The 23,019-nt window shown below is 71.0% G+C and carries 24 protein-coding genes and 1 pseudogene; 14 read left to right on the forward strand and 11 right to left on the reverse strand.

Going from position 1 to position 23,019, the window contains the following annotated elements:
• Window positions 1–15: 15 nt before the first annotated feature.
• The 4 genes from ACZ3IJ_RS22770 to ACZ3IJ_RS22785 form a co-directional block, all read right to left on the reverse strand.
• Window positions 16–732, reverse strand: coding sequence for a hypothetical protein (locus ACZ3IJ_RS22770; protein ID WP_467470897.1), 717 nt, complete (start codon window positions 730–732; stop codon window positions 16–18).
• A complete protein-coding gene (locus ACZ3IJ_RS22775; protein ID WP_467470899.1) occupies window positions 729–1,058 on the reverse strand; it encodes a hypothetical protein in 330 nt (109 codons plus the stop codon). Before ACZ3IJ_RS22775 ends, ACZ3IJ_RS22770 begins: the two co-directional genes overlap by 4 nt.
• Window positions 1,059–1,142: 84 nt before the next feature.
• Window positions 1,143–1,304, reverse strand: a complete 162-nt coding sequence (locus ACZ3IJ_RS22780) for a hypothetical protein (RefSeq protein ID WP_467470901.1) — start codon at window positions 1,302–1,304, stop codon at window positions 1,143–1,145.
• Entirely contained in the window at window positions 1,301–1,531 is a 231-nt protein-coding gene (locus ACZ3IJ_RS22785) for a helix-turn-helix domain-containing protein (protein ID WP_467470903.1), read from the reverse strand. Before ACZ3IJ_RS22785 ends, ACZ3IJ_RS22780 begins: the two co-directional genes overlap by 4 nt.
• A gap of 235 nt (window positions 1,532–1,766) precedes the next feature.
• Here ACZ3IJ_RS22785 and ACZ3IJ_RS22790 point away from each other — a divergent pair, with 235 nt between their 5' ends.
• Window positions 1,767–2,216 (forward strand): helix-turn-helix domain-containing protein, encoded by a 450-nt coding sequence (locus tag ACZ3IJ_RS22790; RefSeq protein ID WP_467470905.1) that lies wholly within the window; start codon window positions 1,767–1,769, stop codon window positions 2,214–2,216.
• A gap of 15 nt (window positions 2,217–2,231) precedes the next feature.
• Window positions 2,232–2,771 (forward strand): hypothetical protein, encoded by a 540-nt coding sequence (locus ACZ3IJ_RS22795; RefSeq protein WP_467470907.1) that lies wholly within the window; start codon window positions 2,232–2,234, stop codon window positions 2,769–2,771.
• On the opposite strand, the gene ACZ3IJ_RS22800 is transcribed toward ACZ3IJ_RS22795, so the two are convergent.
• A complete protein-coding gene (locus tag ACZ3IJ_RS22800; protein ID WP_467470909.1) occupies window positions 2,761–4,266 on the reverse strand; it encodes a recombinase family protein in 1,506 nt (501 codons plus the stop codon). The two genes, ACZ3IJ_RS22795 and ACZ3IJ_RS22800, sit on opposite strands and share 11 nt — an antisense overlap.
• 37 nt (window positions 4,267–4,303) lie before the next feature.
• Between ACZ3IJ_RS22800 and ACZ3IJ_RS22805 the strand changes: the two are divergent.
• The 3 genes and pseudogenes from ACZ3IJ_RS22805 to ACZ3IJ_RS22815 form a co-directional block, all read left to right on the forward strand.
• Window positions 4,304–5,944 (forward strand): annotated as a pseudogene (locus ACZ3IJ_RS22805) (ComEC/Rec2 family competence protein); the annotation flags it as partial.
• A 55-nt stretch (window positions 5,945–5,999) separates the two neighbouring features.
• Window positions 6,000–6,650, forward strand: coding sequence for a winged helix-turn-helix domain-containing protein (locus tag ACZ3IJ_RS22810; protein ID WP_467470911.1), 651 nt, complete (start codon window positions 6,000–6,002; stop codon window positions 6,648–6,650).
• 3 nt (window positions 6,651–6,653) lie between these two features.
• Entirely contained in the window at window positions 6,654–7,916 is a 1,263-nt protein-coding gene (locus ACZ3IJ_RS22815) for an MFS transporter (RefSeq protein ID WP_467470913.1), read from the forward strand.
• A gap of 23 nt (window positions 7,917–7,939) precedes the next feature.
• Here the strand turns inward: ACZ3IJ_RS22815 and ACZ3IJ_RS22820 are convergent, their stop codons facing one another.
• A complete protein-coding gene (locus tag ACZ3IJ_RS22820) occupies window positions 7,940–8,092 on the reverse strand; it encodes a hypothetical protein (protein WP_467470915.1) in 153 nt (50 codons plus the stop codon).
• A gap of 37 nt (window positions 8,093–8,129) precedes the next feature.
• Here ACZ3IJ_RS22820 and ACZ3IJ_RS22825 point away from each other — a divergent pair, with 37 nt between their 5' ends.
• Window positions 8,130–9,035, forward strand: coding sequence for an arylamine N-acetyltransferase family protein (locus tag ACZ3IJ_RS22825; RefSeq protein ID WP_467471382.1), 906 nt, complete (start codon window positions 8,130–8,132; stop codon window positions 9,033–9,035).
• Window positions 9,036–9,050: 15 nt separating this feature from the next.
• Here the strand turns inward: ACZ3IJ_RS22825 and ACZ3IJ_RS22830 are convergent, their stop codons facing one another.
• Window positions 9,051–9,311: a hypothetical protein gene (locus ACZ3IJ_RS22830; protein WP_467470917.1), complete on the reverse strand. Its 261-nt coding sequence runs from the start codon at window positions 9,309–9,311 to the stop codon at window positions 9,051–9,053.
• A 38-nt stretch (window positions 9,312–9,349) separates the two neighbouring features.
• On the opposite strand from ACZ3IJ_RS22830, the gene holA reads away from it, so the two are divergent.
• Window positions 9,350–10,336, forward strand: coding sequence for a DNA polymerase III subunit delta (holA, locus tag ACZ3IJ_RS22835; protein WP_467470919.1), 987 nt, complete (start codon window positions 9,350–9,352; stop codon window positions 10,334–10,336).
• Window positions 10,337–10,651: 315 nt separating this feature from the next.
• Here the strand turns inward: holA and rpsT are convergent, their stop codons facing one another.
• Complete coding sequence (gene rpsT, locus ACZ3IJ_RS22840) at window positions 10,652–10,918, reverse strand: 30S ribosomal protein S20 (protein ID WP_137989361.1); 267 nt, start codon at window positions 10,916–10,918, stop codon at window positions 10,652–10,654.
• 185 nt (window positions 10,919–11,103) lie between these two features.
• Here rpsT and lepA point away from each other — a divergent pair, with 185 nt between their 5' ends.
• The 3 genes from lepA to hemW all read left to right on the forward strand — a co-directional run bounded on the left by lepA (window position 11,104) and on the right by hemW (window position 16,386).
• Complete coding sequence (gene lepA / locus ACZ3IJ_RS22845; RefSeq protein ID WP_467470921.1) at window positions 11,104–12,975, forward strand: translation elongation factor 4; 1,872 nt, start codon at window positions 11,104–11,106, stop codon at window positions 12,973–12,975.
• 228 nt (window positions 12,976–13,203) lie between these two features.
• A complete protein-coding gene (locus ACZ3IJ_RS22850; protein ID WP_467470923.1) occupies window positions 13,204–15,078 on the forward strand; it encodes an AMP-dependent synthetase/ligase in 1,875 nt (624 codons plus the stop codon).
• 105 nt (window positions 15,079–15,183) lie between these two features.
• Entirely contained in the window at window positions 15,184–16,386 is a 1,203-nt protein-coding gene (hemW, locus tag ACZ3IJ_RS22855; protein WP_467471384.1) for a radical SAM family heme chaperone HemW, read from the forward strand.
• Window positions 16,387–16,647: 261 nt separating this feature from the next.
• On the opposite strand, the gene ACZ3IJ_RS22860 is transcribed toward hemW, so the two are convergent.
• Window positions 16,648–17,448 (reverse strand): DUF3097 domain-containing protein, encoded by an 801-nt coding sequence (locus tag ACZ3IJ_RS22860; protein WP_467470926.1) that lies wholly within the window; start codon window positions 17,446–17,448, stop codon window positions 16,648–16,650.
• A gap of 10 nt (window positions 17,449–17,458) precedes the next feature.
• Entirely contained in the window at window positions 17,459–18,187 is a 729-nt protein-coding gene (locus ACZ3IJ_RS22865) for an MBL fold metallo-hydrolase (RefSeq protein ID WP_467470928.1), read from the reverse strand.
• Between the two features lie 152 nt (window positions 18,188–18,339).
• Here ACZ3IJ_RS22865 and hrcA point away from each other — a divergent pair, with 152 nt between their 5' ends.
• From hrcA to ACZ3IJ_RS22885, 4 genes are all read left to right on the forward strand, one after another.
• A complete protein-coding gene (hrcA, locus tag ACZ3IJ_RS22870) occupies window positions 18,340–19,359 on the forward strand; it encodes a heat-inducible transcriptional repressor HrcA (protein WP_361434985.1) in 1,020 nt (339 codons plus the stop codon).
• Window positions 19,360–20,499, forward strand: coding sequence for a molecular chaperone DnaJ (gene dnaJ / locus ACZ3IJ_RS22875; RefSeq protein WP_383169887.1), 1,140 nt, complete (start codon window positions 19,360–19,362; stop codon window positions 20,497–20,499). It begins immediately after the preceding gene.
• Between the two features lie 308 nt (window positions 20,500–20,807).
• Window positions 20,808–21,887 (forward strand): nitronate monooxygenase, encoded by a 1,080-nt coding sequence (locus tag ACZ3IJ_RS22880; RefSeq protein ID WP_467470931.1) that lies wholly within the window; start codon window positions 20,808–20,810, stop codon window positions 21,885–21,887.
• Entirely contained in the window at window positions 21,884–22,627 is a 744-nt protein-coding gene (locus ACZ3IJ_RS22885; RefSeq protein WP_467470933.1) for a 16S rRNA (uracil(1498)-N(3))-methyltransferase, read from the forward strand. Before ACZ3IJ_RS22880 ends, ACZ3IJ_RS22885 begins: the two co-directional genes overlap by 4 nt.
• On the opposite strand, the gene ACZ3IJ_RS22890 is transcribed toward ACZ3IJ_RS22885, so the two are convergent.
• Window positions 22,624–22,989 (reverse strand): hypothetical protein, encoded by a 366-nt coding sequence (locus ACZ3IJ_RS22890; RefSeq protein ID WP_467470935.1) that lies wholly within the window; start codon window positions 22,987–22,989, stop codon window positions 22,624–22,626. The genes ACZ3IJ_RS22885 and ACZ3IJ_RS22890 overlap by 4 nt on opposite strands.
• Window positions 22,990–23,019: the final 30 nt, after the last annotated feature.

Genomic DNA, 23,019 nt, shown 5'->3' on the forward strand with positions numbered 1-23,019 from the left:
ACCAGCCCACGCCGCTCATGAGGTCGTCTCCGGCATGTCGTGAGGCACGAGGTAGTCGCTGTGGAGCGGCGACCGGTACACGTCCTCGCGGGAACCCGCCGGCGACGTGATGGCGCGCATGGTGTTCATGGCGATCCGGTCCCGCTGCTGGATCAGCTCAGCGCGCTCGGTCTCCAGCTCAGCCACCCGGGCCCGCAGCTTGGCCAGCTCGGCGGCGATGTCCTCCGCCGCCACCTCGGACGTGAACACCAGGGCGCCGTGCTTCTGCGCCGGGCCGCACGGCCACTGCGACACCCAGCCGTCGCCCCAGCACACCCGGCACAGCCACGCGTTCGGCTGCCCGAGGCCATCGAAGACCGGCGTGTGGAAGCGGGCCGGGAAGGCGATGCGCTCCTCGTCGCTCAGGTCGACCAGGTCCTCGTACATCGGTTGGTCGGGCGGAAGGAGCAGAACCGCGCGGGCGGCACACTGCTCGTGCTCAACCGGCTGCCCGTCCTGGACGAGGGACTTGCACGTACCGCAGGCGTGCGGGTCGTCCTGAGCCTGCCGTCCGTTCGCTTCCCGCAGACGCTCCAGCTCGGCGGCCGACTCCGGCGACTGAAGCAGCTGCGCCGAACCCAGCGCGAACACCACCGTCGCGACCATGTCGCAGAACGAGTCGGCGCTCTCCAGCAACGCAGCGTTCGCGGTCTTCAGCGCCAACAGCTCCGTCGGCGTGGGCGAGTGCGTCATGCCGCCACCGCCGGAGGTGCCACAGCCGCAGCGAGGCAGACGCCCTTCACGACCACGCGAACGTCCCGCCAGGTGACGAACAGCGTCGAAGAGAACATCGACCTGCCGTCGGAGCTGGAGTACCAGAATTCCGAGGAACGGCCCCCGAGGACCGCGGCGTAGCGGCCGACCACGGACCGCATGTCGACGGTCTCGTTGACGATCACTCCGTTCAGGAACCCGGAGTCGTTGAGTGTCCAGTCGATAGCAGGGAGAGCCGGGTTCTCCGTGAGGAGTTCGGCGAGCGCTGTGGCGGCGCTCCGTTGCGGGTTAGGGTTGGTGCTCACGGTGTCCTCATTTCTCTGTGGGTGAGGTGCCGAGGGGCTGCGTTCGGACCGTGCAGGGTCCGGGGTGGCCCCGTTTTCATGTGGTCAGGCGGCCTTCGCGGGCATCGCGGGCCGGGAGAGGATCGGCCGCAGCCGGTCCAGCAGCTCGGGCGCCGGCGGGTTCTTGGCGATGGCCTCGTCGGCCTCGGCCTCGATACGGGCGGTCACGGCGTCGCCGAGGATGGCGAGCCGTTCTGCGCGGGTCATGCGACGGCCTTTGCGCGGGTCTCCTCGCGCTGCATGAGGTCCTCGACACGAATGTCGTAGGTCTCTCCGAGCCGGAGAGCCGAAATCAGGTCAGGCTGTGCTTCGCCTCGGAGGAGGCGGTAGATGGAGGACTGGGCGATTCCGGTCCGGATCGCGATGGCGTATCCGGTCTTGTCGCCCTTGGCGGCGGCCGCTTTGAGCAGCGCGCCGATGTCCAGTCGATACACGTGGTCACCCCTCCCTTGCAGGTAGCTCGGGGTTTCTTGCTTACGAGGGAGACTCTAGGGCGAATCTCCCTCCCGCGCAAGGGAACTTGCGAGGGAGGGAGGGTTTTGGTTAGAATCGAGCGTGAGTTCGATTGCATGCATATGCCGGACGGCGCATGCGGTGTGGCTTGTCACACACCCTTGCCCGCAAGGGAGGGTATGGATACTCCCTACCTAGGGAGCTAAAGTGCTGGGCATGGATACTCCCCCCACGCGCGCCCAACGGTTCGCCGACATCGTTGGACCCGCGGCCAGCCGCGCCGGCTACACCGGGCACGGCTCCAAGAGCAGACTCGCCCGCGACACCGGGATGACCGAGAGCAGCGTTTCCCGCATGCTCCTCGGCCAGAGCATCCCGGACCCCAAGTTCTTCGAACCCCTCGCCAACGCCATCGAGATGCCCGTACAAACCCTGCTGGTTGAAGCCGGGATTATTTCGGAACGAGCACTGACAGAAACCACACCGTCACAGGTAGGCTCAGACATCACCCCAGAAACGGCAGCCGACGCACTCGGCATCACCGATGCAGTCGACCGAGAGATGTTCTTCGCCACCATCGAACGACTCCGGAGGCAGCGCCCCACCGCGACCCCCGAAGAACGCAACCACGAGCGCGGCAGTGGGGGTGTTGCCGCCGAGCAGTGAACGGGGAGTACCGCCTTGCACCACATGCGCCACCGCACCTACACCGCAGCAAGCGCCGTCCTCGCCGTCGGACTCGCCCTCGTAGTACTCGGACTCGCGCACAACGCGACACCCGAAACACTCGTCGGCGTCGTCCTCTGCATCAGCGCACAGATGCTCGGCTGCATGCGCCTCATCTATCGATGGGTCTCCAGCACCAGCGCCGAACGCGCCGCTCTCCTCAGGTCCAAGCAGCACCACGACGAGGAAGCGGCGAAGTACTCCGCCGGCCTGCTCGCCACCGCCGCCGAGCAGGACCGGACCCGCCGCGCGCTCCTCGACGGCGCCCGCCGCCTTGACCAGACTCTGAAAGTCGAGCGCGCAGCACTGCACGCCGAGTTCGAGGAGAAGCGCTCCGAACTCATCAGCCGGACCATGGAAACCACGGTCCAGCTCTACAAGGCCGGCGCGTTCGAGGAGCAGGCGCAGGTACGCGAGCGCGTCATCGTGCCGTTCCCCGCCCAGCCCGCGGACCAGGAGCGGGCCCGCAGCCGGGGGCGCGACGTCATCCCCTGAACCCGCGCTGCCCCACATACGTCATCGTGATCCGACCCGGCTCGATCGCCCGGAGCCCGCGGAACGCGGCCCGGTTCAACTGCACGTTGACCACGGCCCGCAGCACGTTCCGACGCTGCGACAGGGCCATGCGCTCCCAGCGCTCGTCGATGTCCGCCGCCCCCAACAAGCCTCGCAGCGACGGCGGCACCCCGGCCTCCTGGGAGGTCTGCTGAGCCCGCTCGATCTGTGGAATCAGCCGCGACTCCAGGTCCGCCAGCGTCATCACGCTCAGCTTCGGCCGCCCCTGCTCGTCCAGCGTGGCCGCCGCCTCCCGCGCCTCGGCCAGCTGCCGTTGCAGCCCCTCACGCAACTGCCGCGCGGCTTCCGCCTTTTCGATCACCGCAGAATCCGACTGGAACACTGACGCCGCCGCCGGGGACGCGAGCCACCGCAAGAGCCCCGTCTCGACGTAGGCCTCGAACTTCCGGGATTCCATCGTCACGCCGAAGCACGAAATGCACGTGTAGCTCTTCAGGCCACGGTTCGGCCGCACATGAAGCCCCACCGGCTCGGCGTCCTTCCCGCCAGCCTCAGCGCACGGCCCGCAGGTCGCAATTCCCGTCAGGAGCCACTTTGCCGTGTTGTCCCGGTCCTTGCGCTGATCCCGCTCCTTGCGGAGCGCCTGCACCCGGTTGAACAGCACCTCGTCGACCAGCGCCGGCCACTGGGCTTTGCCGATGTCCTGCCCGTGCCGCATCCGGCGGCCCGTGTAGGCCCGGTTCCTGAGGATGTGCGTGAAGTGCCACAGGCTGTACGGCTTGCCGTACTGGTTCGTCAGTCCGCGCGCCTGGAAGTCGCGGAGGATCGCGTGCATGCCCTCGCCAGCGTCGAACCGGACGAAGATTTCCCGCACCTGAGGGCCTTGCAGCGGGTGTTCGTACTCCTCGATGAGCTCGCCGGTGGCCGGGTCGTACCGGCGCGCATACCCCTCCAGGATGCGCCCCACGGGGCTTCCTGCGGCGGCGATCTGGTCATGGGTCCGCATGTTCCGGACCTGGATGCCCTCGGCCTCGTCCTCGGCCTGGAGAGCGTCGAGGGCGGTGGCGCGCCGGTCTTCGCGCTTGCTCAGGTCGTAGACGGCGCCGTTGTAGCAGAAGAGGACGCCATTCCTGGCGCAGGCGTTCCGAATTCGGATGTAGACCTCGATATCGCGGTAGTAGCGCGAGGCTTCGAATGCGGCGACGATTCGGGCTTGACCCGATTCGATGGCTTCGATGAGGGCTTCGAAGTCTTCGCGCTCGCGCGTGCGGTGTCGGCTCGCGGAGCGGTTTGCGTCCTTGTCGAAAATGCCGACGACGGGCCAGCCGTGTTTGTCGCAGAGGTCTTGGAGGACGGCGATTTGGGACGCGATGCTGCGGCCCTTGCGCTTGGGGTCTCGGCTTGCGCGGCCGTACAGGAGGGTGGGGAATGGGCCCTCGTGGAGCAGGTGGAGTACCTCAGGCTGGATCGGCATGCGGCCAGCGTCCCACGACACATGTGTCTAGCGTAAGTTGTCCGGCTCCAACCTCACGATCGTGCTGCTCCTGCTCATCGGACGGCCGGGTACGGCGATGCGGGCGGAACGCGGCGGGCTCGCGCCTCGGCTCGGGCTCTCGCTGCGGTCCACCGCCGTTGTCGGGGGAGGGCTGACGCTCGCCTTCGTCGTCGTGTGCCGACCGGATCCGAGCGTGTTGCGGGCGGCGGCCTGCGGCGCGGTCGCTCTGCTCGCCATCGGCACGGGCCGCCGCAGGTCGCTCGTTCCCGCGCTGGCCGCTGCGGTGCTCGTCCTGGTGCTCTACGACCCGTGGCTCGCGCGGACTTACGGATTCCTGCTCTCGGTCCTGGCCACCGGTGCGCTGCTGACCGTCGCGCCGCGCTGGAGCGATGCGCTGCGGCGGCGCGGGGTGCCGGGGAGGATCGCCGAGGCGCTGGCGGCGGCCCTGGCCGCCCAGGCGCTGTGCGCGCCGGTGGTGGTGGTCTTCGCCGCCCGGGTGAGCCTGGTCGCGATCCCCTGCAACGTGCTCGCCGAGTTGGCCGTGGCGCCGGCCACGGTGCTGGGCTTCGCGACGCTCGCGCTGGCCCCGGTCTCGCCGCCGGCGGCGGAGCTGGTGGCGAGGGTCGCGGCCTGGCCCGCCGGGTGGGTCGCCCGCGTGGCCCGGGCCGGTGCCTCCCTGCCCGGGGCGGAGACGGAGTGGCCCGGCGGATGGTGGGGTGCGCTGCTGCTGGCGGGTGTCTTCGGCCTGGTGGTGTTCGGGGCCTGGAGGCTGCCCTTCCGGCGGAGGATCGCAGCGGGCTGTGTCGTCCTGCTGTTCCTCGCGGTGGTGAGGCCGCCGCCGCTATCCCGGCTGGTCAGCGGCTGGCCGCCGCCGGACTGGTCGTTCGCGATGTGCGAGGTGGGGCAGGGCGACGCGACGGTGCTGGCCGCCGGTGGTGGTGCGGCGGTGGTCGTGGACGCGGGGCCCGATCCGGTCCTGGTGGACCGGTGTCTGCACGATCTCGGGGTCAGCACGGTCCCGCTGGTGGTGCTGACGCACTTTCACGCGGACCATGTCGCGGGGCTGCCCGGGGTGCTGCGCGGGCGCGCGGTCGGGGCCATCCAGACGACCGTGCTCGAAGAGCCCCCAGGGCAGGCGGCGTTCGTGCGCCGCACGGCCGCGGAGGCGGGCGTGCCCGTCGTCCGGGCGGGGACCGGGGAGCGAAGACGCCTGGGCCCGCTGGAGTGGCAGGTGCTGTGGCCGTGGGCGCGGGCCGACGGGGTGGGGGCGGAGGAGTCGGGACCGAACGACGCCAGCGTGACGCTGCTCGTCAGGACCGGGCGCGGACTGCGGCTGCTGCTCCTGGGAGACCTCGAACCGCCCTCCCAGCGAGGACTGTTGCGGGCGTACCCGGGGATCGGGCCGGTGGACGTGCTCAAGGTCGCCCATCACGGCTCCGCCCATCAGGATCCCGGGCTGATACGGGCGGTCAGGCCGCGGCTGGCGCTGGTGTCGGCCGGCCGGGACAACCCGTACGGCCACCCCTCGCCCCGGACGGTCGAGGCGTTGCGGGCGGCGGGAGCCGAGGTGCTGCGGACGGACCGGGACGGCGCGATCGCGGTGACGGGGGCAGGAGCGGGGCTGCTGGCCGTGCCGAGCGCGCGGCGACGCCTGTGAGGAGGCTTGTAAAGAAATACTTGTAAAGGAGTCTTTCTAAAGATAGCTTTACATCATGTCGGAGCATGAGACGGCGGCCTCGCCGCCCGGCGACGAGCAGCCGCGCAGCGTCAGCCTCACGGACGCCCGCGCCCTGCGGGCCTACGCCCACCCCACGCGGATGACCCTGGTCGGTCTGCTGCGCCGGAGCGGTCCCTTCACCGCGACCCGGGCGGCCGAGCTGACCGGGGAGTCGGTGGCCAGCTGCTCGTACCACCTGCGGATACTCGCCAAGTACGGGCTGGTGGAGGAGGCGCCGGGCGGCCGGGGGAGGGAGAAGCCCTGGCGCGCGACCGCCCGGTACACCGACTGGCCGGGCGACAGCGAGGACGCCTCCGTCGCGGAGGCGGCGGACGCCCTGAGCGTCGCGATCGCCGAGCGGTACTTCGAGAGGGTCCTCCGGGCCATGGAGGACCGGCACCGGCTGCCCAGGGAGTGGCGGGAGGTCGAGATGTTCGGTGACTCCCTGCTCCACCTCACGCCGGACGAGCTGGCCACCTTCAGCCGGCGGGTCGACGAGCTGCTGCAGCCGTACGAGGACCGCGCGGGCGACGCGTCACTGCGCCCCGAAGGGGCCAGGCCGGTCAGCGTGCTGCGGATCGCGTATCTGGACCGAGAGATTCCCGAGGAGATCCCCGAACTCCTCCACGACGACGATGAGGAGTGAGGGATGAGGCTGACGGAACGCATACCCGCGCTGCTGCGGGAGCGGACCTTCCGGCGGTACTGGACCGGCCAGACCGTCTCGCTCGTCGGCGACCAGATCTCCCTCATCGCGATTCCGCTCGCGGCCGTCCTCGTCCTCGGCGCCGACGCCGCGGAGATGAGCTGGCTCAAGACCGCGGAACTGCTGCCCGCGCTGCTGCTCAACCTGCCCTTCGGGGCCTGGGCCGACCGGCAGGCGCAGCGGCGGCGCGCCATGATCGCGGCCGACCTCGCACGGGCCGCGCTGCTGCTGACCCTTCCCGTCGCCTATCTGCTCGACGCCCTCACCCTCGGGCAGCTCTACTTCGTGGCCTTCGGGGTCGGCGCGCTCGCCGTGCTCTTCGAGGCCTGCAACGCCTCGCTGTTCGTGGCGCTGGTCCCGGCCGACCGCTATGTCCAGGCCAACTCACTGGTCAACGGCAGTCGTTCGATGGCCTGGCTGGCGGGTCCCAGCGCGGGCGGTGTCCTCGTGCAGATGCTGACGGCGCCCATCGCCCTGGTCGCCGACGCCGTCACCTATCTCGTCTCGGCGGTCTACCTGGCCCGGATCAGACCTGTGGAGCCCCCGCCGGCACCCGGCGGCAAGGGCCACTTCACCGAGGGCCTGCGCTGGCTCGTCCGGGAGCCGTCCATGCGGGCGCTGTTCGCGGCCTCGGGAACGATCCAGTTCTTCAACTACATGTTCCACACGCTGTTCGTGCTCTACGCCACCGTCGAACTGGGCCTCAGCGCCGGCGTTCTCGGCGCCGTGCTCGGCGCGGGAGCGGTGGGAGGGCTGATCGGCGCCGCGTGCAGCGGGGCGGTCGTACGCCGCATCGGGATCGGCCCCTCGATCGTGTTCGGCTTCGTCGGCTTCACCGCGCCGCTGCTGCTCATACCCCTCGCCCAGGGCCCCACCGCTCTCGTCGTCGCGCTGCTGTTCACGGCGGAGTTCCTCTCCTGCGTCGCCGTCATGATCGTCGACATCGCCGCGGCGTCGTGGCAGATGGCGCTGATACCCGAGAGCATCCGGGCCCGGGTGATGGGCGCCTTCCGCACCCTCAACCACGGCTTCCGCCCGATCGGAGCGCTCGCCGCCGGTGTGCTCGGCACGGCCCTCGGGCTGCGTCCGACCCTCTGGATCGCCACCGTCGGAGGCCTGTTCGCCGTGCTGTGGCTGCTGCCCTCGCCGCTCGCCCGCACCCGCGAACTGCCCGCGCCCGCCCAGGACGCCGTACCCACGGCCTGAGCCCGTCCGGCGCAGGCCCGACGTCAGACCAGCCACGCCCCGGCGCGCATCAGCTCCCGGTCCGCCGGTTCGTCCACCTCGCGCCAGGCCTTCACCGACCTGGGGGCCTCGGGCATCCGACCTAGGACCAGCGCCGCATGGCCGAGCAGAGGGGCGTGGCGCCAGACTCGGAGCATGACCACTCATACCCAGCGGGCTTCGGACACGGCGGACATGGGGGACACGGTGGAGGCGGCGGTCGCCGCGGTCCCGGTGGACGTGCCGGTCGAGGCCTATCTGCGGCGCATTGGAGCGGCCCGACCGGAAAGCCCGGACCTGGCCGCGCTGCGCGACCTTCATCTGCGGCATCTGAGGGCCATCCCCTTCGAGAACCTGTCCATCCACCTCGGCGAGGACATCGTCCTGGAGGAGAAGCCGCTGCTCGACAAGATCGTCGAGGCGGGCAGGGGCGGGTTCTGCTACGAACTCAACTCCACCTTCGCCGTCCTGCTGCGCGAGCTCGGCTTCACCGCCACGCTCCTTCAGGCGCGTGTCGTCGGCAAGGACGGTGTGCTGGGCATCCCGTACGACCACATGGCGGTGCTGGTGGAGACGGCGGAGGAAGGACGGTGGCTCGTGGACGTCGGATTCGGCGACCACAGCCACTTCCCGCTAGCGCTGGACGAGCGGGGCGACCAGCTCGATCCCGCAGGCACGTTCCGTGTCGTGGAGACCGACGACGGCGACCTGGACGTGCTGCGCGACGGCGAGCCGCGGTACCGGCTGGAGCGCCGGCCGCGTGTGCTCGCCGACTTCACGGCCGGGGCCTGGTACCACCGCACCTCCCCGGACTCGCACTTCACCCGCTCGCCCATCTGCTCCCGGCTCACCGAGGAGGGCCGGATCACCCTCAGCGGCCACAGGCTCGTCACGACCGCGCAGGGCGGGAAGCGGACGGAGCGGCTGCTCGACGGTGAGGGGGAGGTGAGGGCGGCGTACCGGGAGCTGTTCGGCATCGAGCTCGCCGAGCTGCCGGCCGTACCGCCGTCGCGGGAGCCTGCCGCCGAGGGCGCCGACACGGGCTCCCGCCCGGGCGCCGACCCGGCCTCGGCCCCGGACGGTTCGGACCCGTCCGCGTAGGGGCCGCTCGGCTCGCTACGGTGCCTCCAGCCAGCCTTCGTACTCCGCGGCGAGTTCGTCCAGCGCCGCGGAGTCGAGCCGGCCGTCCGGGTCCTCGACGACGACCAGCCACTGCGCGTCCTCGGCGTCGTCCTCGCCGGCCAGGGCGTCCCGTACGAGCTGGGGTTCATGGGCGACCGCGAAGCGGGCGGGGAGCTCTTCGGCGACCTCCTCGGCGGCGTCGCGGTCGGGCAGTACCAGTACGTGTCGTTCACTCACCTCGCCATTCTCAGGCATGGGGAACGGTGTCAGTGGCCCGTGGGATGCTGGACGCGATGGCCACCAGGAAGAATTCGAACGACGACCTTCTCGCCCCCGTCACGCTCGCCGTGGGCCAGGAGGACCTGCTCCTCGACCGCGCCGTCCAGGAGGTGGTGGCGGCCGCGCGCGCCGCCGACGCCGACACGGACGTACGGGACCTGACCTCCGAGCAGCTCCAGCCCGGGACGCTCGCGGAGCTGACGAGCCCGTCGCTCTTCGCCGAGCGCAAGGTGCTGGTCGTGCGGAACGCGCAGGACCTGTCCGCGGACACGATCAAGGACATCAAGGGGTACCTCGGCGCGCCCATCGAGGAGATCACGCTGGTGCTGCTCCACGCGGGCGGCGTCAAGGGCAAGGGCCTGCTCGACGCGGCACGCAAGGCGGGTGCGCGGGAGGTGGCCTGCCCGAAGACGACGAAGCCGGCGGAGCGGCTGACGTTCGTACGGCAGGAGTTCCGCACGCTCGGGCGGTCGGCCACGCCCGAGGCGTGCCAGGCGTTGGTCGACTCGATCGGCAGCGACCTGCGGGAGCTGGCGTCGGCGGTCGCGCAGCTGACGGCGGACGTCGAGGGGACGATCGACGAGGCGGTCGTCGGGCGGTACTACACGGGGCGGGCCGAGGCGTCCTCGTTCAACGTGGCGGACCGTGCGGTGGAGGGTCGGGCGGCGGAGGCGCTGGAGGCGCTGCGCTGGTCGCTCTCGACCGGAGTCCCGCCGGTCCTGATCACCAGCGCGCTGGCGCAGGGCGTCCGGGCGATCGGCAAGCTGTCGTCGGCGCGGGGCGGGCGGCCGGCTGATCTGGCGCGGGAGCTGGGGATGCCGCCGTGGAAGATCGACCGCGTGCGGCAGCAGATGCGGGGCTGGACGCCGGACGGGGTGTCGCTGGCGCTGCGCGCGGTGGCCGAGGCGGACGCGGGTGTGAAGGGCGGGGGGGACGACCCGGAGTACGCGCTGGAGAAGGCGGTGGTCGCGGTGGCGCGGGCGGCGAGGCTGCGCCGCTAGGCGCGGCGCTGTGGCGGGTCGCTTGCCCCGCCACGCTCCTGCCCGCCCCGAGACCCTTCAGGCCCCTTCAGGCCCCTTCCGGATCCTGCCGGCGGCCGGCCGGGCTGACGCTGCCGCAGTCGGGGACCCGGCGGCCGGGTCCGGGTGCGGCGAAGGCCCCGTGGGCTTCTGGGGAAGAAGCGCGCGGGGCCTTCGGCGTGGTGCTTGGTGGGCTCGTACACGCGTGGCGAACGCGTGTCGCGTACGAGTCCGGGGTGCCGGTTGGGAGCGGGAGAGAGGGCCCGCTGGGTCCCGTCCGGCGTTACATCAGAGAGCTCAGCCCTGCAGAGCGGCAACCTTGGTGGCCAGCGCCGACTTCTTGTTGGCGGCGGCGTTCTTGTGGATGACGCCCTTCGAGACAGCCTTGTCGAGCGCGCGGGAGGCGGCGCGAGAAGCCACGACGGCCTTCTCGACGTCACCCGCGGCGACGGCCTCGCGGGCCTTGCGGATCGCGGTCTTGAGCGAGGACTTGACGGCCTTGTTGCGCAGGCGCGCCTTCTCGTTCGTCTTGTTCCGCTTGATCTGGGACTTGATGTTCGCCACGAAAAGAGCCTTTTCAGGTTCGGTGTTGTTTCTGAGGTGTGCCTCTGCGCTGAGAGGGCGTACGAGACACAGCTGTCCACGGTATCAGGGCCCGTAAGCTCTGCCCAAACCGAGCGGAGCCGCTCACTCGTGGGACGATGGAGCCTACGTATCCAACCGACCATCGCCCCGAGACGAGACCTTGCGTGCCCGCGACTCCTACCCACGTGCCTGAGCCGAGCCGTACCGACCCGGCGTTGATCCGCAATTTCTGCATCATCGCGCACATCGACCACGGCAAGTCCACGCTTGCCGACCGGATGCTCCAGCTGACCGGTGTGGTCGACCAGCGGCAGATGCGTGCCCAGTACCTCGACCGGATGGACATCGAGCGCGAGCGCGGCATCACGATCAAGTCCCAGGCCGTGCGTCTCCCCTGGGCGCCCACCGAGGGCGAGGACCAGGGCAAGACCCACATCCTCAACATGATCGACACCCCCGGGCACGTCGACTTCACCTACGAGGTCTCGCGGTCCCTGGCGGCCTGCGAGGGCACGATCCTGCTGGTGGACGCGGCCCAGGGCATCGAGGCGCAGACCCTCGCGAACCTGTACCTCGCGATGGAGAACGACCTCACGATCGTTCCCGTGCTGAACAAGATCGACCTGCCGGCCGCCCAGCCGGAGAAGTTCTCCGAGGAGCTCGCGAACCTCATCGGCTGCCAGCCCGAGGACGTGCTCAAGGTCTCCGCCAAGACCGGCATGGGCGTCGAGGCGCTGCTCGACCGGGTCGTCGCGAACGTCCCGGCCCCCGTCGGTGTCGCCGACGCCCCCGCCCGCGCGATGATCTTCGACTCCGTCTACGACTCCTACCGCGGTGTCGTGACGTACGTCCGTGTCGTCGACGGCCAGCTCAACAAGCGCGAGCGCATCAAGATGATGTCGACCGGCGCCACCCACGAGCTGCTGGAGATCGGTGTCTCGTCCCCGGAGATGACGCCGTCGGACGGTCTCGGCGTCGGCGAGGTCGGCTACCTCATCACCGGTGTGAAGGACGTCCGCCAGTCCAAGGTCGGTGACACGATCACCTCCCTGAGCAAGGGCGCCACCGAGGCGCTCGGCGGCTACAAGGACCCCAAGCCGATGGTGTTCTCGGGCCTCTACCCGCTGGACGGCTCGGAGTACCCGGACCTCCGTGAGGCCCTCGACAAGCTGCAGCTCAACGACGCCGCGCTGGTCTATGAGCCGGAGACCTCCGCCGCGCTCGGCTTCGGCTTCCGTGTCGGCTTCCTCGGCCTGCTGCACCTGGACGTGATCCGGGAGCGGCTGGAGCGCGAGTTCGGTCTCGACCTGATCGCCACCGCCCCCAACGTGGTCTACCGCGTGACCATGGAGGACGGCAGCGAGCACACGGTCACCAACCCGAGCGAGTTCCCCGAGGGCAAGATCAACGACGTGTACGAGCCCGTCGTACGCGCCACGATCCTCGCCCCGAGCGAGTTCATCGGCGCGATCATGGAGCTCTGCCAGACCCGTCGCGGCACGCTCCTCGGGATGGACTACCTCTCCGAGGACCGCGTGGAGATCCGCTACACCCTCCCCCTCGCCGAGATCGTCTTCGACTTCTTCGACCAGCTGAAGTCCAAGACGCGCGGGTACGCCTCCCTCGACTACGAGCCCACCGGCGAGCAGGCCTCCAGCCTGGTCAAGGTCGACATCCTGCTCCACGGCGACAAGGTCGACGCCTTCTCCGCCGTCACCCACAAGGACGCCGCGTACGCCTACGGTGTGCGGCTCGTCGCCAAGCTGCGCGAGCTCATCCCGCGGCAGGCGTTCGAGGTGCCCATCCAGGCCGCGATCGGCTCCCGGGTCATCGCCCGTGAGACCATCCGCGCCATCCGCAAGGACGTCCTCGCCAAGTGCTACGGCGGTGACATCTCCCGTAAGCGGAAGCTCCTGGAGAAGCAGAAGGAAGGCAAGAAGCGGATGAAGATGGTCGGCTCCGTGGAGGTCCCGCAGGAGGCCTTCATCGCCGTCCTGTCGAGCGACGACTCCGCCGGCGGCAAGAGCAAGAAGTGATCGGCTGTTTAGCTGACTGATACATCGAACGGGTCGCCGCGCGGACAGTGCGGGGGCCCGTTCGGCGTTCGTTCTGTTATCAACCGGGTATGAAGAGGCGGCCACCAGGCTCTTACGCGTCGGACTTCGGCCATCTACTCTGATCCCCGAATCAAAGGTTACTCGCCAGTTAGATACGCACCGCCAGATCGCACCACCCGCAGGCACCGCCGCCGCCCGGAGGACGTCGTGAGCGACACACAGACCTTGATCGAGAACCGGCCGCCCTCCGTGGCGACCCTCTTCCTTGAGCGCGTCGAGCGGACTCCTGATGCGGAGGCCTATCGCTATCCGGTTCCGGCGGTTTCCGGCCAGGGTCCGGACGAGTGGAAGTCGCTCAGCTGGGGGCAGGCCGCCGAGCGGGTCTACGCCATCGCGGCCGGTCTGATCGACCTGGGGGTGCAGGCGGAGGAGCGCGTCGCCCTGGCCTCCTCCACCCGGGTGGAGTGGATCCTCTCCGACCTCGGTGTGATGTGCGCGGGAGCCGCCGTCACCACGATCTACCCGCAGACCAACGCCGAGGAGTCGGCGTTCATCCTCTCCGACTCCGAGTCCAAGGTGCTGATCGCGGAGGACGCGGCGCAGGTCGCCAAGGCCCGCGAGACCCGTGCCGACCTGCCCGGTCTCCACCACGTCGTCGTCATCGACCCGACGGGCGTCGAGAGCGACGACTGGGTCCTCTCGCTGGCCGAACTGGAGAAGCGCGGCCAGGCTTACCTGGAGCGGCACGCCGACGCGGTCAAGGAGCGCGTCGCGGCGATCACCGCCGACCAGCTCGCCACCCTCATCTACACCTCGGGCACCACCGGCCGCCCCAAGGGCGTCCGCCTCCCGCACGACAACTGGTCGTACATGGCCAAGGCCATCGCCGCGACCGGTCTCGTCACCGGCGACGACGTCCAGTACCTCTGGCTGCCCCTCGCGCACGTCTTCGGCAAGGTGCTCACCTCCGGCCAGATCGAGGTGGGCCACGTCACCGCCGTCGACGGCCGCATCGACAAGATCATCGTGAACCTGCCGGTGGTCCAGCCGACCTACATGGCCGCCGTGCCCCGGATCTTCGAGAAGGTCTACAACGGCGTCGCCGCCAAGGCGCGCGAAGGTGGCGCGGCCAAGTACAAGATCTTCCAGTGGGCGGCCGGAGTGGCCCGCGAGTACGCCAAGGTCACCCAGGACAACTTCCGCCGCACCGGTACCGCCTCCGCGCCCTTCGGCCTCACCGCGAAGCACAAGGTCGCCGACGCGCTGGTCTACAAGAAGCTCCGCGAGGCCTTCGGCGGCCGGCTCCGCGCCGCCGTCTCCGGCTCCGTCGCGCTGGCACCCGAGATCGGCTTCTTCTTCTCCGGCGCGGGCATCCACATCCTGGAGGGCTACGGCCTCACGGAGTCCAGCGCAGCCTCCTTCGTCAACCCGGGCGAGGCCTACCGCACCGGCACGGTCGGCAAGCCGCTGCCCGGCTGCGAGGTCCGGATCGCCGACGACGGCGAGATCCTGCTGCGCGGCCCCGGCATCATGCAGGGCTACCACGGCCTGCCCGAGAAGACGGCCGAGGTCCTGGAGGCGGACGGCTGGTTCCACACCGGGGACATCGGCGAGCTGTCCGCCGACGGTTACCTGCGGATCACCGACCGCAAGAAGGACCTGTTCAAGACCTCCGGCGGCAAGTACATCGCGCCGACCGAGATCGAGGGCCAGTTCAAGGCCGTCTGCCCGTTCGTCTCCAACATCGTGGTCCTCGGCGCCGACCGGAACTACTGCTCCGCCCTCATCGCGCTCGACGAGCCCGCCATCCTCGGCTGGGCCGCGGAGAACGGCCTCGCGGGCAAGGCGTACGTGGAGGTCGTGGCCGCCCCGCAGACCCTGGCGATGGTCCAGGGATACGTGGACCGCCTCAACGAGGGCCTGCAGCGCTGGCAGACGATCAAGAAGTTCCGGCTGCTGCCCCGCGACCTGGACGTGGAGCACGGCGAGCTCACCCCGTCGCTGAAGATGAAGCGGCCGGTGGTGGAGCGGACGTACAAGGACCTGATCGAGGACATGTACGCGGGCGCGCGGGAGGCGTGACCGCTCCGGTCCGGCCGTAGCCGGGGTTATCCACAGGCCGGCGGCTCACCTCGGGCGGTACGGGACAATGGGCTCATGCCTTCCGTACTGCCCGATGGTGAGCCCATGCCCGAGGACGGGGCGCTGCCCGTGCACGCCCTGGAAGGGGCCGGGGAGCGGCCGCTCGGGTTCTATCTGCACGTGCCGTACTGCGCGACCCGCTGCGGCTACTGCGACTTCAACACGTACACCGCCAGTGAGCTGCGTGGTGCCGGAGGCGTGCTCGCCTCCCGGGACAACTACGCGGGGCAGGTCGTCGAGGAGATACGCCTCGCCCGGAAGGTGCTCGGCGACGACCCGCGGCCGGTGCGGACGGTCTTCGTCGGCGGCGGTACGCCCACGCTGCTCGCGGCCGGTGATCTCGTACGGATGCTGGGGGCGATCCGGGACGAGTTCGGGCTCGCGGACGACGCCGAGGTGACGACGGAGGCGAACCCGGAGTCGGTGGATCCGGCGTATCTGGCGGAGCTGAGGGCCGGCGGCTTCAACCGGGTGTCGTTCGGGATGCAGAGCGCCCGGCAGCACGTCCTGAAGGTCCTCGACCGTACGCACACCCCGGGCCGGCCCGAGGCGTGCGTCGCGGAGGCGCGGGCGGCGGGCTTCGAGCACGTGAACCTGGACCTGATCTACGGGACGCCGGGGGAGTCCGACGACGACTGGCGCGCGTCGCTGGAGGCGGCGATCGGAGCGGGCCCCGACCACGTCAGCGCGTACGCGCTGATCGTCGAGGAGGGGACGCAGCTGGCGCGCCGGATCCGCCGTGGCGAGGTGCCGATGACGGACGACGACGTCCACGCGGACCGGTACCTGATCGCCGACTCCGTCTTCGCCGAGGCCGGCTTCGACTGGTACGAGGTGTCGAACTGGGCCACGTCGGAGGCCGGGCGGTGCCTGCACAACGAGCTGTACTGGCGCGGTGCCGACTGGTGGGGCGCGGGCCCCGGGGCGCACTCGCACGTGGGCGGTGTGCGCTGGTGGAACGTGAAGCATCCGGGGGCGTACGCCGCGGCCCTCGGCGCCGGGAGGTCGCCGGGCGCCGGGCGGGAGCTCCTCTCGGCGGAGGACCGGCGCGTGGAGCGTGTGCTTCTGGAGCTGCGGCTCCGGGAGGGCTGCCCGCTGGACCTCCTGAAGCCCGACGGCCTCGCGGCGTCCCGCAAGGCTCTCGCGGACGGACTGCTCGCGCCCGAGCCGTACGAGGCGGGGCGCGCGGTCCTGACCCTGCGGGGCCGCCTCCTCGCCGACGCGGTCGTCCGCGACCTGGTGGACTAGGGCGTGTTGCGAAAGTAGCGCCGTCCGCCCGAAGGGCGGGCCCCGCGGCGTCTGGTGCGTGCGATCGCAAGGCGGAGGGTCGTCCTCGTACCGGGTGTACTCGGACGATCCCGACAACGCAGCGAGCGTGCGTGCCAGGCGTCGCGGGGCAGGCGGGACTTTCGCAACACGCCCTAGGGCCCGGCGCCGCGCCTCGGCGCTAGGGCACCGGTGTCGTGGCCTGGCGCCGTGTCCCGCGCGGGTCGGCCGGGTGCGACGGCGCTAGGGCGCCGTCACGAAGTCGATCAGTTCCTCCACCCGGCCCAGAAGCGACGGCTCCAGGTCCTTGTAGGAGTGGACCTTCGACAGGATGTGCTGCCAGACCGCTCCCGTGTTCTGCGGCCAGCCCAGCGCCCGGCAGACGCCCGTTTTCCAGTCCTGGCCCCGGGGGACCGCCGGCCAGGCCGGGATGCCCACGGAGGACGGCTTCACCGCCTCCCAGACGTCGATGTACGGGTGGCCCACGATCAGGACGTCCGGGGACGAGACCTGCGCCGCGATGCGGGACTCCTTCGAGCCCGGCACCAGGTGGTCGACGAGGATGCCGAGCCGGGCGTCCGCCGCCGGGCCGAACTCCGCGACGATCGACGGGAGGTCGTCGATGCCCTCCAGGTACTCCACCACCACGCCCTCGATGCGCAGGTCGTCGCCCCAGACCCGCTCCACCAGCTCCGCGTCGTGCCGGCCCTCCACGTAGATCCGGCCCGCCCGCGCCACCCGCGCCCGCGCGCCCGGGACCGCGACGGACCCCGAGGCCGTGCGGCTGGGGCGCGCCGGACCGGCCGCCGGGCGGACCAGCGTCACCACCTTGCCCTCCAGCAGGAAGCCCCGCGGATCCATCGGGAACACGCGGTGCTTGCCGAAGCGGTCCTCCAGCGTGACCGTGCCGGCCTCGCAGCGGATCACCGCTCCGCAGAAGCCTGTCGCGACCTCCTCCACCACGAGGTCCACCTCCGCCGGCACCTCCGGCACGGGGGCGGATCGCTTCCAAGGGGGCGTCAGGTCCGGGTTGTAGCTGCGCATTCGGGCGACGTTATGCGACGGAGAAGCGCCGTGCCAGCTCATCCCGCTGGCGCCGCACGAACGCCGCGTCCACCACCGCCCCGTGTCCCGGCACGTACAGCGCGTCCTCCCCGCCCAGCGCCAGCAGCCGGTCCAGGGCCGCCGGCCAGCGCGAGCCGATCGCGTCGCTTCCCGCCTGCGGCTCGCCCGACTCCTCGACCAGGTCGCCGCAGAAGACGACCTCCACCCCGTCGACGTCCGGGACGAGGAGCGCCAGATCATGACCCGAGTGACCGGGCCCCACGTTGGCCAGCAGCACCTGGCGGCCGCCCAGGTCCAGCGTCCATTCGCCCGACACCATGTGCCCCGGCAGGACGAGGGTGTCCACGGCCTCCGTCGCCGCCGACTCCGCCACCCCCTGCCGTACCGCGTCCTCCCGCAGCGCGTGCGCTTCCCGCCGCAGCAGCTCGTCCAGGCCCACCGCCCCGAACACCTCCGCGCCCGCGAAGGCCGCCGTGCCGAGGACATGATCGAAGTGCGGGTGGCTCAGTGCGATGTGTGTCACTCTCCGGCCGCCCGCGAGCGCCTCCGCCTGCCCCCGCAGCTCGGCGCCCTCGGCGAGCGTCGAGCCCGTGTCGTACAGCAGCACGGCGCGCTCGCCCAGTACCAGCCCCACCGTGGCGTCCCAGCCGGGCAGTCGGCGCCTGCCCACCCCGTTACCGAGCCGCTCCCAGCCGTACTCTTCCCAATCGACATCCATACCGCGACGCTATCCGCACGACGTGGCCTCCGACACGGCCTCCTTGCCAGGAGCGATGCCCGCCGCCGTACACTGGCCGGGGGATTCCTGGCACTCGAACAGGGCGAGTGCCAAATGCGGAGCAACCGATACGACAGCTGGAGGTGTGCGCGATGCTCAGCGAACGCAGACTCGAGGTGCTGCGCGCCATCGTCCAGGACTATGTCGGGACGGAGGAGCCGGTCGGCTCCAAGGCGCTCACGGAGCGCCACAAGCTCGGCGTCTCGCCCGCCACCGTGCGCAACGACATGGCCGTCCTGGAGGACGAGGGCTATATCGCCCAGCCTCACACCAGCGCCGGACGCATCCCGACCGACAAGGGCTACCGGCTCTTCGTCGACCGGCTCGCCGGCGTCAAGCCGCTGTCGACGCCCGAGCGGCGCGCGATCCACAACTTCCTCGACGGAGCCGTCGACCTCGACGACGTCGTCGGCCGCACGGTCCGGCTGCTCGCGCAGCTGACCCGGCAGGTCGCCGTCGTGCAGTACCCGTCGCTGACCCGTTCGACGGTCCGGCACGTGGAGCTGCTGTCGCTGGCCCCCGCCCGGCTGATGCTGGTGCTGATCACGGATACCGGCCGGGTCGAGCAGCGCGTCATCGACTGTCCGGCGCCGTTCGGCGAGACCTCGCTCGCGGACCTGCGCGCCCGGCTCAACAGCCGTGTCGTCGGCCGCCGGTTCGCGGACGTGCCCCAGCTGGTGCAGGATCTTCCGGAGTCCTTCGAGGAGACGGAGGACCGCGGCACGGTCTCGACGGTGCTCGCGACCCTGCTCGAAACCCTGGTGGAGGAGCACGAGGAGCGGTTGATGATCGGCGGAACCGCCAATCTCACCCGTTTCGGCCATGACTTCCCCCTCACGATCAGGCCCGTTCTCGAAGCCCTCGAGGAGCAGGTCGTGCTCCTCAAGCTGCTGGGCGAGGCCAAGGACTCGGGCATGACCGTACGGATCGGGCACGAGAACGCCCACGAGGGCCTCACGTCCACGTCCGTCGTCGCGGTCGGCTACGGTTCGGGCGACGAGGCAGTCGCCAAACTCGGCGTGGTCGGACCGACCCGCATGGACTACCCCGGAACGATGGGAGCGGTACGCGCAGTGGCACGTTACGTCGGACAGATCCTGGCGGAGTCGTAAGTGGCCACGGACTACTACGCCGTACTCGGCGTGCGCCGCGACGCGTCCCAGGACGAGATCAAGAAGGCATTCCGGCGGCTCGCCCGCGAGCTGCACCCGGATGTCAATCCCGATCCGAAGACGCAGGAGCGGTTCAAGGAGATCAACGCCGCCTACGAGGTGTTGTCGGACCCGCAGAAGAAGCAGGTCTACGACCTCGGTGGTGACCCGCTGTCCGCGTCCGGCGGCGGCGGTGGAGCCGGTGGCTTCGGCCAGGGCGGCTTCGGGAACTTCTCGGACATCATGGACGCCTTCTTCGGCACGGCGTCGCAGCGCGGACCGCGCTCGCGCACGCGCCGCGGCCAGGACGCCATGATCCGGCTGGAGATCGACCTCAACGAGGCCGCCTTCGGTACGACGAAGGACATCCAGGTCGACACGGCGGTCGTCTGTACGACCTGCTCCGGCGAGGGTGCCGCGCCCGGCACGTCCGCCCAGACCTGTGACATGTGCCGCGGCCGTGGTGAGGTCTCGCAGGTCACGCGGTCCTTCCTGGGCCAGGTCATGACCTCCCGCCCCTGCCCCCAGTGCCAGGGCTTCGGCACGGTCGTCCCGACCCCGTGCCCCGAGTGCGCGGGCGACGGGCGGGTCCGCTCGCGGCGCACGCTCACCGTGAAGATCCCGGCCGGTGTCGACAACGGCACGCGCATCCAGCTCGCGGGCGAGGGCGAGGTCGGCCCCGGCGGCGGCCCCGCCGGTGACCTGTACGTCGAGATCCACGAGGTCCCGCACGAGGTCTTCCAGCGCCGCGGCGACGACCTGCACTGCACGGTCACCATCCCGATGACGGCGGGAGCGCTCGGTACGAAGGTGCCGTTGCAGACGCTCGACGGGATGGAGGAGGTCGACATCCGTCCGGGCACCCAGTCCGGCCAGTCGATCCCGCTGCACGGGCGCGGCATCACGCACCTGCGCGGAGGCGGCCGCGGAGACCTGATCGTGCACGTCGAGGTGACGACGCCGTCGAAGCTCGACGCCGAGCAGGAGCGGCTGCTGCGCGAACTGGCGAAGCTGCGCGGCGAGGAACGGCCCACGGGCCAGTTCCAGCCGGGTCAGCAGGGGCTGTTCTCGCGGTTGAAGGACGCGTTCAACGGGCGGTAGGCGTGCTGCTGCCGGGGGTTCGGGGGTCGTCCCCCGGGCAGGCACAGTCAGCCGGGTCAGCAGGGGCTGTTCTCGCGGTTGAAGGACGCGTTCAACGGGCGGTAGGCGTGCTGCTGCCGGGGGTCCGGGGGTCGTCCCCCGGGCAGGCGCAGTCAGCCGGGTCAGCAGGGGCTGTTCTCGCGGTTGAAGGACGCTTTCGACGGGCGGTGGACCGGATCCCCACCGTCCGTCTGGCGCCCGGTCTCGGGCCTGGAAGGGCGGCATCCGCGGGTCGCGGACGCCGCCCTTCCGTATGACACGATGCCTGCATGTCCACCGCGCTGACCGATCTCTCCCGATACCCGATCGTGCAGGCCCCCATGGCGGGTGGCGCGTCCTGCCCGGAGCTCGTCGGAGCCGTGTGCGCCGCCGGCGGGCTCGGGTTCCTCGCCGGGGGCTACAAGACCGCGGGCGGGCTGTACCAGGAGATCAAGCAGGTGCGCGGGCTGACCGGCGGGCCCTTCGGCGTCAACCTCTTCGTGCCGCCCGGCGGGCAGCCCGCCGACCCGGCCGCCGTCGAGGTGTACCGGCACCAGCTCGCCGGGGAGGCCACCTGGTACGAGACGGCCCTCGGCGACCCCGACAACGGGCGCGACGACGCCTACGACGCCAAGCTCGCGATCCTGCTCGAAGACCCGGTACCCGTCGTCTCGTTCACCTTCGGCTGCCCCGACCGCGACGCCTTCGACGCCTTCGCCCGCGCCGGTACGTACACGATCGTCACCGTCACCTCCGCCGACGAGGCCCAGGCCGCCCAGCGGGCCGGGGCGGACGCCGTCTGCGTGCAGGGCGTGGAGGCCGGCGGACACCAGGGCACGCACCGCGACGACCCGGACGCCGCTCTCGCCGGAACCGGGCTCCTCACGCTCGTCACCCAGGTCCGGGAGGCGGTGCAGCTGCCGATCCTCGCGGCCGGCGGGATCATGCGCGGCGCGCAGATCGCCGCGGTCCTCGCCGCCGGTGCCGACGCCGCCCAGCTGGGCACCGCGTTCCTCGTGTGCCCCGAGTCGGGGGCGCACGCGCTGCACAAGCAGGCCCTGACCAACCCCCTCTTCGTCCGGACCGAGCTCACCCGGGCCTTCTCCGGCCGCCCGGCGCGCGGGCTCGTCAACCGGTTCATGCGCGAGCACGGGCCGTACGCCCCCGCCGCCTATCCCGAGGTCCACCACCTCACCGCCCCCGTCCGCAAGGCAGCCGCCACCGCGGGCGACGCGCAGGGCATGGCCCTGTGGGCCGGCCAGGGGCACCGGCTGGCCCGCGAACTCCCCGCGGGCCGGCTCGTCGAGGTGCTGGCCGCCGAACTCGACACCGCACTCACCGCGCAGGCCCACAGGAGCAACGCCTCATGACCGCACCCGTCTTCGTCGTCGAGGCCGTCCCCGGCAACGGCCCCTTCCTCCTCGACGGCCCCGAGGGCCGTCACGCCGTCTCCGTGAAGCGGCTGCGCGCGGGGGAGGACGTCGTCCTCACCGACGGCCGGGGCACCTGGGCCGACTGCGTGGTGCTCGGAGCCGAGGGCAGGGACCAGCTGACCGTCGAGGTCTCCGGCCGGTACGAGGAGGCCGCGCCCGCGCCCCGTATCACCGTCGTCCAGGCGCTGCCCAAGGGCGACCGGGGCGAACTGGCCGTCGAGATCATGACGGAGACCGGGGTCGACGCGATCGTGCCGTGGGCCGCGTCCCGCTGCATCACCCAGTGGAAAGGCGACCGTGGGCTCAAGGCCCTCGCCAAGTGGCGGGCCACCGCGCGCGAGGCCGGCAAGCAGTCCCGCCGTACCCGCTTCCCCGAGGTCGCCGACGCGATGACCACCAAGCAGGTCGCCGCGCTGCTCGCGGGGGCCGATCTCGCCGCCGTGCTGCACGAGGACCGGGACCACCCGAGCGGCGCGCTCGCCGACGCCGAACTCCCTGCCGAGGGCGAGATCGTGCTCGTCGTGGGCCCCGAAGGGGGCGTGTCCCCGGAGGAGTTGGCGGCCTTCGAGGCGGCGGGCGCGAAGCCGTACCGGCTCGGCCACAGCGTCCTGCGTACCTCCACGGCCGGTACGGCGGCCACGGCGCTGCTCCTCGGCCGCACGGGCCGCTGGAGCTAGTCCGGGCGCGCCGGCGCCACCAGCGTGTCGAAGAGGGGCCAGCCGTCCGTCTCGTGCAGGCCGTGGGCCGTCGGCAGGAGACCGCGTGCAGTGGCCTCGTCGAGGAAACGGCGTACCACCCCGGGCTCGTTGAGGTTGAGGTAGCCGTCTCCGGTGTCCGCGACCTGGCCCGCGCCCATGTACCCACCCTGCGTCACACGGCCCGGGCCCTCCTGGAAGACCAGGCGCAGTTGGGCGTGCGGGGTCTCGGCCCGGCGCAGCGTCAGCAGTTCCCGGCAGGGCGGGTGCAGGTGTCCGACCGACCAGAGCCAGACCGTGCCGTCCGCCGTCAGCCTGCGCGGTACGCGTTCTCGTCGCCCCATGCGCCCACGGTATGCGCGGAGCCCGGTGGC

Source organism: Streptomyces sp. NPDC013317 (assembly GCF_055563155.1).

Coding starts and splice junctions, on each gene's coding strand:
- ACZ3IJ_RS22885 (WP_467470933.1), top strand. CDS start 21,884: ATGACCGCACCCGTCTTCGTCGTCGAGGCCGTCCCCGGCAACGGCCCC.
- hemW (WP_467471384.1), top strand. CDS start 15,184: ATGCCCGAGGACGGGGCGCTGCCCGTGCACGCCCTGGAAGGGGCCGGG.
- ACZ3IJ_RS22790 (WP_467470905.1), top strand. CDS start 1,767: ATGGATACTCCCCCCACGCGCGCCCAACGGTTCGCCGACATCGTTGGA.
- hrcA (WP_361434985.1), top strand. CDS start 18,340: ATGCTCAGCGAACGCAGACTCGAGGTGCTGCGCGCCATCGTCCAGGAC.
- ACZ3IJ_RS22890 (WP_467470935.1), bottom strand. CDS start 22,989: ATGGGGCGACGAGAACGCGTACCGCGCAGGCTGACGGCGGACGGCACG.
- ACZ3IJ_RS22820 (WP_467470915.1), bottom strand. CDS start 8,092: ATGCTCCGAGTCTGGCGCCACGCCCCTCTGCTCGGCCATGCGGCGCTG.
- ACZ3IJ_RS22800 (WP_467470909.1), bottom strand. CDS start 4,266: ATGCCGATCCAGCCTGAGGTACTCCACCTGCTCCACGAGGGCCCATTC.
- ACZ3IJ_RS22810 (WP_467470911.1), top strand. CDS start 6,000: ATGTCGGAGCATGAGACGGCGGCCTCGCCGCCCGGCGACGAGCAGCCG.
- ACZ3IJ_RS22780 (WP_467470901.1), bottom strand. CDS start 1,304: ATGACCCGCGCAGAACGGCTCGCCATCCTCGGCGACGCCGTGACCGCC.
- ACZ3IJ_RS22825 (WP_467471382.1), top strand. CDS start 8,130: ATGGGGGACACGGTGGAGGCGGCGGTCGCCGCGGTCCCGGTGGACGTG.
- holA (WP_467470919.1), top strand. CDS start 9,350: ATGGCCACCAGGAAGAATTCGAACGACGACCTTCTCGCCCCCGTCACG.
- ACZ3IJ_RS22860 (WP_467470926.1), bottom strand. CDS start 17,448: ATGCGCAGCTACAACCCGGACCTGACGCCCCCTTGGAAGCGATCCGCC.
- ACZ3IJ_RS22770 (WP_467470897.1), bottom strand. CDS start 732: ATGACGCACTCGCCCACGCCGACGGAGCTGTTGGCGCTGAAGACCGCG.
- ACZ3IJ_RS22830 (WP_467470917.1), bottom strand. CDS start 9,311: ATGCCTGAGAATGGCGAGGTGAGTGAACGACACGTACTGGTACTGCCC.
- ACZ3IJ_RS22865 (WP_467470928.1), bottom strand. CDS start 18,187: ATGGATGTCGATTGGGAAGAGTACGGCTGGGAGCGGCTCGGTAACGGG.
- ACZ3IJ_RS22880 (WP_467470931.1), top strand. CDS start 20,808: ATGTCCACCGCGCTGACCGATCTCTCCCGATACCCGATCGTGCAGGCC.
- ACZ3IJ_RS22815 (WP_467470913.1), top strand. CDS start 6,654: ATGAGGCTGACGGAACGCATACCCGCGCTGCTGCGGGAGCGGACCTTC.